Genomic DNA, 10,261 nt, shown 5'->3' with positions numbered 1-10,261 from the left:
TACGACAGTGTGCAAGAGCAGACCGGCCTGTTTGCGGGCAAAGGGGGCTTTGATGTGAAGGTTGGTGAGCATACCCAACTGAATGGTGCGGTGATGGGCTCCACTGCCAGTGCCGAGCATAACCGCTTAGAGACCGGCACCCTCGGTTTTAGCGATATCGAAAACCAAGCGGCCTATAAGGTTGAACACCAGAGCGTGGGGGCAAGCACGGGCGCCGGGAGCGCCGGTAACTTTATCGGTAATCTTGGCAATGCCTTGGCCATCGCCGGTAACAAAGAGAAAAACGACAGCTCCACCACCCATGCTGCGGTTAGCGATGGCACTATTGTGGTGCGAAATGTAGATGGACAACAGCAAAACATTAAAGACCTTAGCCGTGATGTCGAACATGCCAACCAGACGCTTAGCCCGATATTCGATAAGGAAAAAGAGCAGCAACGGATGCAGACGCTGCAGCTAATCGGCGAGGTCGGCAACCAAGCCGCCGATATTGCGCGTAAGCAAGGAGATATAGCAGGGGTTAAGGCACAGTCAGATCCGGCAGCCTTAGAGGCGGCACGTGCAGAGTTGATGGTTAATGGCAATAGCCATCCGACCGCTGAACAAGTAGCCAAACAAGCTTATCAAACCGCGCAAGGCGCTTTTGGGACAGGCAGCAGCCTTCAGCAAGCCATCACCGCCTCAACCGCTGCGATACAGGGGTTAGCGGGTGGCGATATTGCTAAGGCATTGGCGGGGGCGAGTGCCCCTTATTTAGCAGCAGAAATCCATAAAAGAACAACCACTGACGGTGAGGTAAATAAAACTGCTAATCTTATGGCGCATGCGGTAGTGAATGCGGCGTTATCGCTGGCGAAGGGGGAGAATGCCTTAGCGGGAGCCAGTAGTGCGGTAACGGCTGAGGCGGTAGGGATGATTTCGAAGGAATATTATGATAAAAATCCTACCGCGCTTAAAGAAGATGAAAAGCAAACCGTAAGTGCCTTAGCCAGTTTGGCCGCAGGGTTAGCGGGCGGACTGGTGGGCGGCGATACGGCGAGTGCAGTATCAGGGATGCAGACCGGGAAGGTGACGGTTGAGAATAATAATTTATCAGCCGTAGCACGACTCGGCGTTACAGCATGTGCTGAAGTCGCCGCATGTCGAAATATGGTCGTGGAGAAAGGGCTCGGTGCATTACTGGGTATCGGAGCAGCAAAAACCGCGCTAGACAACCTTTCGTCATCTGAACGGGATTATGTCTTTAGCGTAGCAATGTCTGGTAAGGCTGATCTGATAGAACAACTGACCCCGGAACAACGGGCTGCCTATAATTATATGATAGGGCAGGATCAAAAAGGCTTAATCACTGTCTTCCCGATACCGGATAGAGAATTGACAGACGGTAAGTTGATTAATCCGGGTCATAGCGACCAGCAAGGGCTAGTCAATACGGGTAACAATCAGCCCTTAGCATCAGGTCCGACACATACAGGTAATAGTGATGGTTTAGCAAATACGGGTGGCACGAGTACAGTAACGCCGCTTCCGGATGGGCCAAGTAAGGATGATTTGGCTTACCTTGATAAACCTGCAAACTTATCGCCTGAAGGTTCAGCAAGAGCAGGAGCTTTCAATGAGGCGAAAAGAAAATCAGGAATACCCACGTCTCGCCAGCCAGATAGGGTAACTGAAAATTATGATCGTCGAGGAAATAAGCAACCAGGAAAAGTGTATGAATTTGATGTGATTAATCTGCAAGGAAAGCCTGAAACTATAAAAATCAGAGATGATGCTAAAGGGCATTTCTTTGGTGACAACGATTCACAAAATAGAGGCCCACATTTCAATGATGCAGAAGGAAATCACTATGATTACTAGAAACGTTAGAATGCGTAGTACTGACGATATTGGCATTGAAAATGACGTGTGTAACTTTAAATTCCTTCGTGATGTACATTATCCCTCTGTCAGTTTTGAGGCATTATTTCTTAATCGTGAAGAAGGATTTTACGAACTAATACAAAACATTATCAGTTTATCTGATACGGAACAATCTCAATACATTATGATTTGCTATAGCGAACTTGATACCTTAATTCCAAATACGAAGTTGAATCGTTATAAAGGATTTTGGAAATTACAATCATCAGATGAAAATGGGTTTGATTGGCTTAAAAACAAGCATGATTTTCTTTCGGAGATAGACGGTAGAATAAAATTAAGCGGTTATGCTTTAGCAAGTGATTACGATCTTAAAAAATTAATATCATGCTTCTCTTACAAGAAAATGAGTTTTTATACTTATTTGAATAAAAAAAATTTTAATGAAAAAATTCTATCAAATATTATTAATTTAGGTGATTACAAAGACGTGATTATGTACTTCCTAAAGTGTGAGGGACTAGTTTTTTTTCTTCTTGGTGATGAAGACTATAAAAGCTCTGAAGTGGTCGTTATTAGTAATAACTCTAGTTTGAAAGAGATTCGCCAAAAAGCTAAAATTCTATGTTGTTGTTGAGAATAACTATCTGAATTCAAACGAGGTGATTAAGCTCAATAAGGAGCTTGAGAATGCAGATAAAAATGGCACCGATAAGCTCGAAATTTATGAAAAATTCGCTGAAATTAGCAAAAAGAATCGCGAAGAGGCAGTTGCAAAAAGCTGTTCGGGTGATCCATTTTGTGCAAGTGGTGTTTTAGCCGAAGCAGAAGCGGGAACAGATGTAGCGACCAGTTTACGGCGATTGCCGATCTTCTCAAGTTTGAGTAGTGACGATTTATCGCAGTTGGATAGGTTTGTACTGGCAGAAAATGAAGAAAGCGCGAGAGCGATTTATCAATCACTGCCGGAATACGTAAAGGTTGCGCTCTATACCAAGGAAGCGGGTGAAACGATAGGGTTTGGTGCTGCTGTCGGTGGGAAAGGCTTATCGGCGCTGGGTGTTATTGGGAAGGGCGGGAAACAGTCCCATCAGCCAAATCAGGGTGCTGTGGGGAATATGGGTGAGTTTTTGAAAAATTCTTCTTTTGGGGGAGAAATCAAAAACGCTACTCGCAAAACTTCCAAGCAATATCAGGGTCAGAGTATTTATCAGGCGCAAGGTAAAACTGGCGATGTAATTAAGAAAGGCGATCAGTTATACCTCGATGCAAAACATAAAAATCATCTGGAAGTATTTGATAAGAGCGGAAACTTTAAGGCGGTTCTTAACCTTGATGGCTCAGTGAATTTAGAAAAAACCGATGCAGGAAAAGGAAGGAAGCTGAAAATTGATTAAGCCCAACTTGTTACAGAATATAAAAAAAGCACTATCTGCTCTAGCGGAAAAATGTAATTTTACCGAGGACCAGCTTGCCGTTGACTACTCTCTTGACTTAGATGATGAGTTATACGATGAGCTTAGAAAGCTTGCGCTGATATCGCAGGCTTTGCAAAAAGCACTAGCCGATGGAGATATGATTGCAGTAAAAGCTGCTTTGATACTGAGCAGAATTTATACAATGAATCTGCGTAACTTTTTCAGCGATATCTTTGATGATATAGAAAGTATCGGTTGGTCTAATAATTATAGTTGGCCTGAAATACCTGAAGGTTATCAATTGCCTGAGAAATACCTGCCATCCTGAAGCTAGTAATATTTGAATGAATTCCAGCTTTTACCAGCTGGGATTTTACCTTAATAGTCAGCTATTTGCCCGCTTATTCGGCTTCGCCATGACCTGGACCACGTCCATCAGCTCGCGCTGCTAACGGGCGGAGAACTTATAGACCTGCCTCAGCGTCTACATAGTCTCCGGCCCTGTTGTGCTGCGAGTTGTGGCTACTGCGCTGTGATAATCAGGCACCCATTCAGCACCTTCACCTTAAGCGGCATTCTTGTCGTAAAAACGAAGCGCGATTATCTGAAACAAGAACTAACACAGGCCGAAGCGCAAGAATTGGCGGAAATCAACAAAGTTGATCTTCTGGTAATATCAACGAAAATATTCCTAAAGGCGATCAGTTTTATCTGGATGGAGCGCACAAAAATCATTTAGAGGTTTTTGATCAAAGAGGGAATTTTGTTCATGTTTTGAATTTAGATGGAATAGTTAATTCTGTTAAGACTGCTAAAGCAGCAGCGGAAGGTAGGAGGTTACCAAAATGAACAAATCTCAAATTTTTAACGAAATAAAAGATATTTATCTTCGGGTTATGCCTGCGGCAATCTCAGGCAGTGGAGATTTGATGGTTGACTATGATATTGATTTGGATAAATTATTTTTATCTGACACTGAAAAATTATTTGCTGCTACGGAATTACTAGATAAAGCAAAGAAATCAGATGATAAAGCGGCAGTGCAAGCCGCTTTGGTGTACATAAGAGTCTATTCAATGAGGCTCTCTGTTTTTTTTGAAAATATTAAGGATGACACTGATCTCCTTTTGAAAAATATTGACTGGCCAGATATTCCCGATAATTACCAGATACCAGAACACTATAACTATCCATATAGTTGAGAATAATTATCTGAATTCTAACGAGGTGATTCAGCTCAATAAAGAGCTTGAGAGTGCAGCTAAAAATGGCACTGATAAGCTCGAAGTTTATGAAAAATTTGCTGAGATTAGTCAAAAGAATCGCGAAGAGGCAGTTGCTAAAAGCTGTTCGGGTGATCCATTTTGTGCAAGTGGTGTATTAGCTGAGGCTGAAGCAGGAACAGATGTAGCGGCCAGTTTACGGCGATTGCCGATCTTCTCAAGTTTGAGTAGTGACGATTTATCGCAGTTGGATAGATTTGTACTGGCAGAAAATCAAGAAAGCGCGAGAGCGATTTATCAGTCACTGCCGGAATATGTAAAGGTTGCGCTCTATACCAAGGAAGCAGGAGAAACGATAGGGTTTTGTGCTGCTGTCGGTGGGAAAGGCTTATCGGCGCTGGGTGTTATTGGGAAGGGCGGGAAAGGGAGTCCATTGCCTACACCAAAGTCGACTACTGCGGCAAATGGTCTGAATTATCAATCCAACCCAAAATATACACCAGGACAGCAAGGATATAGCCTTAAAGCTGGTACTGAGCCTAAAAACTCAATTTCCCTGTTTGGTAATTCAATTGAAGCTGGAAAAAAACGATATTCAATTGATTATGAGGGAAATGTCCATCAATTTACAAATACAAATGATGGGACATGGCACTGGTCTGGTAGTACAGGAGACAAAACTGTCCCACTAAAGAAAAGTGATGTCCCAAATAGTGTTAAAAAAGAGTTCGGCTTACCTGGAAAATGGAGGTGAATATGATCTTTGGTAATCCATATCGGTTTGCTATTTGGACAGAATATGTCCCTCAGTGGAGTGAGTCTTATAAGAATGGACTATTCTATTTAATTATTAATGGAAATTTGTATCCTGGTGATATCAGAACATCAACATTATCTTCTGATCTCTATGAAATCATTGATAATGATTGCGCTTTGATATCACATCCTGAAAATGAGGGAATCTTTATTTTACCCACAGAAGATGCTTTTAAGCATTTTTTTGATTTAGCTTATCCTGAATCTTCTGAAGAAAATGCATATCCTGACCAATTACTAGATTATTGTATCACATGCCCGAATATTAGTGATTTTGGTGGATGTTTCTTTGCGGTTGCAGATAAAAAGTCGTTAAGAATTCTTGGCGGAGTGACAGAACATCTTGTTAAAGATGAAAGTCAAGAAAGGAATATATGGCAACGCATTGATAAACCATTAATAGAAGATATAACTATACCAAAAGATGAAATAAAAGAAATCATGGCCAATGTGAGAGAATATGCAAGTTCTCTTTTAAAATAAAAAAATCCCGGCCCTGAAAAGCCGGGATTTTTTCACCCGCCGCTTACTCCCCAACCAGCCGTATAATCAGTTCTCCCTGCTGACAACTCACTTCGACCTTCCTGCCCGTCTCAAATCCCAGCTCTCCACCTTAAAAGTACAGACTCATCACAGCTACCGCTTTATCTGCTGGGCAACGGAACGGGGTATCGGCTATGCCGCAGAAGTGACCCGGCCAGTACTGGAAAGTTACCAGCGCTATCTGTATCAGTACCGCAAGCCAAACGGTGAGCCGCTGACCAGCCGCACCCAGCGCACCACGTTACAGCCGCTACAGGTGTGGTTCAGCTGGCTGGCAAAACAGGGCATTATCTTGGCAAATCCGGCGGCGGACCTTGAGCTGCCGCGCCTAGAAAAACGCCTGCCGCGCACGATACTGAGCGTAGAGCAGGTAGAGGAGATCGTGACCCTGTGCGACCTGAGTACATTGCAGGGTATCCGCGACAGGGCGTTACTTGAACTGCTGTGGTCAACGGGGATCAGGCGTGGCGAGGTTGCCAACCTTGAGATCTACAGTGCGGACTTCAGCCGAAAAACCCTGACCATCGTGCAAGGTAAAGGCAAGGAAGACCGGGTGATCCCGGTGGGTGAGCGTGCGCTAAGATGGCTGAATCGTTATCTGCATCAGGTTCGCCCAGACATCCTAGCCGTGCCAGACTGTCGGGCACTGTTCTTGGCGATGGATGGCCTGGCAGGGTTGACGGCGAACGGTATCACCTTAGCAGTCGTGCCTTACCTGAGAGCGGCGGGAATAGAGAAGGGGAGCTGTCACCTGTTCCGCCATGCGATGGCGACGCAGATGCTGGAGAACGGCGCAGACCTGAGATGGATCCAGGCGATGCTGGGACATCGAAGCGTGGAGAGTACGCAGATCTATACGCAGGTGAGTATCCGGGCGTTGCAGGCGGTGCATGGGAGTACGCATCCGGCGGAGCAGCGGGAAGAAGAAAAGCCTGACAGGTAAAAAAATAAAGGTCATAATGACACCACGAACGACACCACAGAAAGGAGTGTAGGATGAGCACAATCCACTTCAGAATAGACGATGAAACGAAGCGCCTCGCGATGCAGGCAGCAGAACGTCAGAAGATGAGTCTAACTGAAATCATGCGCCAGCGAGCCGAAGAACTTGCAGCAGAAGAACGGCAGTATCAGGATAGTGAGTACGATGTCTGGCTGGAACAGCAGATAACGCAGGCGTTCAGTCGCTATGATGCAAGTGAAAGCCAGTTCATCAGCGATGATGAAATGAACAGCCACATGGCTGAACTGAAAGCGCAGGCAGCGCGAGGTAAGCTGTGATATCAGACGTTCAGTGGGAGATCCAGGCAAAGGCAGACAGAGAAGCGATCTTCCGTTATCTGTATCAGGAAGCCGGGCTGTCGGTAGCCAGCTCGGCAGATGACAGGCTTGTCAGCATGGTTAATATCCTCAGGGAAAACCCGCAGGCAGGCGTTAATGCCGGGAAAACTGCGAAACAGCGTAAGCTGGTTGTTCCCCGCTTCCCGTTCATCATCATCTATGTTGCAGAAGAAACCGTGGTTCGTATCCTGCGTGTGCTGCATACATCCCGCAAAATAGCAGGCCGTTACAACAGAAGTTAGCGGTACCTTCTGTAAGCTGGATCTGTCCCGTGCCCGGCAGAGCGCGGCGTCCTTGCCGCTTCCTGCCGCCATCACCTAGCGAGTGCGCGGGGGTAAATGGCCGTCCAGCGGCGTAAGTCATCTGCAATATGCCCGTTCAGGTGTGGCCGCTGTTCTGCCATTCAACATAATGTGCGGGTATTATGCGAAGCTCGCCGCCCGCCTGCACAGCTCCTCTTCGCCGCGTCCTGCGGCTCGTATCGCATAATACACATTATGTCCTGCGCCCCCGCGTTGAACACCGGGTGGGGCCGCCATCCCTGGCGGCATCAGCAACCACATCGTCTGTCAGTTAACCCCACAGGTGTTGTCGGCCTGACGGCCTCCGCTTAAAAGAAGTTCATGCCCGCCCGGCTGCGTCTGGCTGCGGCGGGTCGCAGTCGTTCCTCCCTGCTCCTTACCGTCTCGCCAGCTTCCGCTACCCGCCCCGGTTCAGTGTGGTCATGCAAAAGCAACCCCCGGTCATGCATCGGTGCCCCTGCGGGCCTCGCCAGCCCGCGCCCGGCTGACGGTTCACCGGGTCACAGCAGGCTGTGACCCGGCTCCCGCCGCGATGTAAAAGCGGTAATGACAGACGGTCTGAAGTTGTTAAAATATGCGGGTGCAGGCGTGATGCCACGGCGTGGCGGTAGCGTGTCCGGGGGCTGAAAAGGCGCGTCGGGGCAAAAAGTTGCGGCACCGGAAGTACGACAGGGAAAACCGGTTGTAACCCACGGAAAGCACAGGGAAAAGTCGGGTTCATCGTCAGGCTGTGCACTGGATAAAGTTGTTGTTGAGAATAACTTCTTGGCGGTTCCTGCTCCAGCAGTCCCCGTGCCAGGTGTCCCGGTTGGTCCTGGTGATAAAGTGAAGCAGGAGGCAGACAAAAATATTGCTTCCAAGCTTCAGGAGGCAATAAATGACGTTGCTGATTGGCTCGATAAAGCGACGGATTGTTCATTTGGGCGGGCCTGTTCGGAGGCTACTGGCGACCGTAACGTAAATCAGCCTAATATTGGTAAAGATCTGACGGATGCGGAGAAGGCTGAGTTGGGTGGATCTGGATCGGGATCTCCGGGCGGTTGGGGGCCGAAGGATGAACAAAATGCCAGAGATAAAAATCTTAGTTCGTCAGATCAGCGCTCTATTAAATCACTCGAAGAACAGATTAGGGTGCATGAAGAAAAATTAGAAGCTTATAAGAAAAACCCTGACTCCTTTGATAATAAAGGTCATTTACAAAATGCTCCGAATGATGCAGTCAGACAAAGAATAATTGATGGTCGTATTAAACATCTTGAACAAGAGATACGAACATTCCAAAAAAATATAAATGAAATCAGAGCTGGTAAGGGATAAATAATGGATCTTGACCTTGATACTCTAGAAAATGTAGTTAAAACGATCTTCTCGAATATGCGTTCTCGTGGAATAAGAGAGATAACTTTGGATAGTGATTTTTACTGGGATATCCCCACTGAATTACTTTATGATCCTTACAATGAGCCCAAAGAGTTGAATATCGGTCAGTTGGAAGAGGATTATGATGTTCTTAAGCAATCTTGCCAAAAAAATATTCTAGTAGGTCATAACTTAAAAAACATCTCAGTTTTGTTGAGATACATATCGATGAAATACCCTTCATAAATGACGAATCCCGGCCACCGAGCCGGGATCTTTTACCTACCGTTTACTCCCCAACCAGCCGTATAATCAGCTCTCCCTGCTAACAACTCACTTCGACCTTCCTGCCCGTCTCAAATCCCAGCTCTCCCATCCAGTGGCCTTTAAGAATAATTGATGGCGAAGGCTGATGTTTAATGTGATCCCGAACATATCCCACGGTATAACGCCTTGATTGATTTGTGGGTGTGCCTGTCTCTGGCTTATGATGTGTCTTAGCCATAATCAACTCCTTTTGGAGGAAGTAAGGCGGAATGGTTCGATAGTGCTCTTGGTTTTAACAAAAAAACTCAAATAAGCTTGCGAAACAAATCGTTTTTGACTCCAGTCAAGACGTTAAAACAGTAGAAACTCAGTTTGGTACTAAATATGATCAAGTAATACCAATAACTGGTACGAATGGCAGAACGATTAATGTTAAATTTGGTTGAATTGAGAATAATGACGGTGTAGTTAGACTCGTAACAGCTATTCCAGCTAAGAAATAAATATATTGGTATTTACTTTATGATCAAAGAATATGATGTAGTTAAAGCCAAAAAAGACTTGTCTGACATTGTGCTAAAAGGATGTAGGGGAGCAGTTATTATTATATATCGAGAACCTACTTTAGGTTATGAAGTTGAATTCATTGATAATGAAGGTGATACATTAGATGTTTTGACGGTTTACCCTGATGATATCGAGTCATCAGGGTAACGATATTTTTAATGAGTGTTATTAAAAATCCCGGCCATAGAGCCGGGATCTTTTTACCTACTGCTTAGTCCCCAACTAGCCGGATAACCAACTCTTCCTGTTCACAACTTACCTCAACCTTCTTCCCTGCCTCAAAACCCAGCGTCTCCATCTAATGGCCTCGCAGCGTGATCGACGGTGAAGGTCGATGCTTAATATTATCCCGGACATATCCCACGGTATAACGCCTTGATTGAGTTGTGGGTGTGCCTGTCTCTGGCTTATGAATTGTCTTAGCCATAATCAACTCTTTGATAATTTCCCGTGTGTGGCACCAATAAAATGGTTTGCACGACCATACTCGCCAACGACCCACATACTACGCAGCCAACGTCACAAGACGCGATGGGGGTTAACCTCTCCTATGGTAACCAAC

The 10,261-nt window shown here is 45.7% G+C and carries 14 protein-coding genes; 13 read left to right on the top strand and 1 reads right to left on the bottom strand.

Going from position 1 to position 10,261, the window contains the following annotated elements:
• From HGT70_RS16325 to HGT70_RS16270, 12 genes are all read left to right on the top strand, one after another.
• Window positions 1-1,860 (top strand): VENN motif pre-toxin domain-containing protein (locus tag HGT70_RS16325; RefSeq protein WP_214196564.1); only part of this gene is annotated, 1,860 nt, incomplete at its 5' end.
• On the top strand, window positions 1,850-2,500 hold the full coding sequence (locus tag HGT70_RS16320) for a hypothetical protein (RefSeq protein WP_214196563.1): 651 nt from the start codon (window positions 1,850-1,852) through the stop codon (window positions 2,498-2,500). The genes HGT70_RS16325 and HGT70_RS16320, both read left to right, overlap by 11 nt.
• 25 nt (window positions 2,501-2,525) lie before the next feature.
• Window positions 2,526-3,260 (top strand): hypothetical protein, encoded by a 735-nt coding sequence (locus HGT70_RS16695; RefSeq protein ID WP_241576000.1) that lies wholly within the window; start codon window positions 2,526-2,528, stop codon window positions 3,258-3,260.
• Entirely contained in the window at window positions 3,253-3,609 is a 357-nt protein-coding gene (locus HGT70_RS16310; RefSeq protein WP_071429432.1) for a hypothetical protein, read from the top strand. Before HGT70_RS16695 ends, HGT70_RS16310 begins: the two co-directional genes overlap by 8 nt.
• 517 nt (window positions 3,610-4,126) lie before the next feature.
• A complete protein-coding gene (locus HGT70_RS16305) occupies window positions 4,127-4,483 on the top strand; it encodes a hypothetical protein (protein ID WP_214196562.1) in 357 nt (118 codons plus the stop codon).
• Between the two features lie 25 nt (window positions 4,484-4,508).
• Window positions 4,509-5,258 (top strand): hypothetical protein, encoded by a 750-nt coding sequence (locus HGT70_RS16300; RefSeq protein ID WP_198363467.1) that lies wholly within the window; start codon window positions 4,509-4,511, stop codon window positions 5,256-5,258.
• A gap of 2 nt (window positions 5,259-5,260) precedes the next feature.
• Entirely contained in the window at window positions 5,261-5,803 is a 543-nt protein-coding gene (locus HGT70_RS16295) for an immunity 42 family protein (RefSeq protein WP_071429437.1), read from the top strand.
• A gap of 76 nt (window positions 5,804-5,879) precedes the next feature.
• The gene (xerC, locus tag HGT70_RS16290) at window positions 5,880-6,806 is read left to right on the top strand and encodes a site-specific tyrosine recombinase XerC (RefSeq protein ID WP_425328693.1); all 927 of its coding nucleotides are present in this window, start codon (window positions 5,880-5,882) and stop codon (window positions 6,804-6,806) included.
• 53 nt (window positions 6,807-6,859) lie between these two features.
• Entirely contained in the window at window positions 6,860-7,144 is a 285-nt protein-coding gene (locus HGT70_RS16285; protein ID WP_214196561.1) for a damage-inducible protein J, read from the top strand.
• On the top strand, window positions 7,141-7,446 hold the full coding sequence (locus tag HGT70_RS16280) for a type II toxin-antitoxin system RelE/ParE family toxin (protein WP_214196560.1): 306 nt from the start codon (window positions 7,141-7,143) through the stop codon (window positions 7,444-7,446). Before HGT70_RS16285 ends, HGT70_RS16280 begins: the two co-directional genes overlap by 4 nt.
• A gap of 852 nt (window positions 7,447-8,298) precedes the next feature.
• Window positions 8,299-8,823, top strand: coding sequence for a hypothetical protein (locus HGT70_RS16275; protein WP_214196559.1), 525 nt, complete (start codon window positions 8,299-8,301; stop codon window positions 8,821-8,823).
• Between the two features lie 3 nt (window positions 8,824-8,826).
• Window positions 8,827-9,111, top strand: a complete 285-nt coding sequence (locus HGT70_RS16270) for a hypothetical protein (protein WP_214196558.1) — start codon at window positions 8,827-8,829, stop codon at window positions 9,109-9,111.
• A gap of 79 nt (window positions 9,112-9,190) precedes the next feature.
• Here HGT70_RS16270 and HGT70_RS16265 read toward each other — a convergent pair whose 3' ends face one another.
• Complete coding sequence (locus HGT70_RS16265; protein ID WP_244968986.1) at window positions 9,191-9,370, bottom strand: SymE family type I addiction module toxin; 180 nt, start codon at window positions 9,368-9,370, stop codon at window positions 9,191-9,193.
• 284 nt (window positions 9,371-9,654) lie between these two features.
• On the opposite strand from HGT70_RS16265, the gene HGT70_RS16260 reads away from it, so the two are divergent.
• Entirely contained in the window at window positions 9,655-9,846 is a 192-nt protein-coding gene (locus HGT70_RS16260) for a DUF4926 domain-containing protein (protein WP_092678556.1), read from the top strand.
• The last annotated feature ends 415 nt before the right edge of the window (window positions 9,847-10,261 follow it).

Source organism: Rosenbergiella collisarenosi (assembly GCF_018494085.1).
Lineage (GTDB): Bacteria > Pseudomonadota > Gammaproteobacteria > Enterobacterales > Enterobacteriaceae > Rosenbergiella > Rosenbergiella collisarenosi.
Note: the sequence above shows the minus strand (reverse complement) of the source record. Positions and strands in the feature narration are given on the sequence as shown.

Excerpts from the sequence above, each read along its gene's own strand:
- HGT70_RS16270 (WP_214196558.1), top strand. The coding sequence starts at position 8,827 with ATGGATCTTGACCTTGATACTCTAGAAAATGTAGTTAAAACGATCTTC.
- HGT70_RS16320 (WP_214196563.1), top strand. The coding sequence starts at position 1,850 with ATGATTACTAGAAACGTTAGAATGCGTAGTACTGACGATATTGGCATT.
- HGT70_RS16285 (WP_214196561.1), top strand. The coding sequence starts at position 6,860 with ATGAGCACAATCCACTTCAGAATAGACGATGAAACGAAGCGCCTCGCG.
- HGT70_RS16295 (WP_071429437.1), top strand. The coding sequence starts at position 5,261 with ATGATCTTTGGTAATCCATATCGGTTTGCTATTTGGACAGAATATGTC.
- HGT70_RS16265 (WP_244968986.1), bottom strand. The coding sequence starts at position 9,370 with ATGGCTAAGACACATCATAAGCCAGAGACAGGCACACCCACAAATCAA.
- HGT70_RS16260 (WP_092678556.1), top strand. The coding sequence starts at position 9,655 with ATGATCAAAGAATATGATGTAGTTAAAGCCAAAAAAGACTTGTCTGAC.
- HGT70_RS16305 (WP_214196562.1), top strand. The coding sequence starts at position 4,127 with ATGAACAAATCTCAAATTTTTAACGAAATAAAAGATATTTATCTTCGG.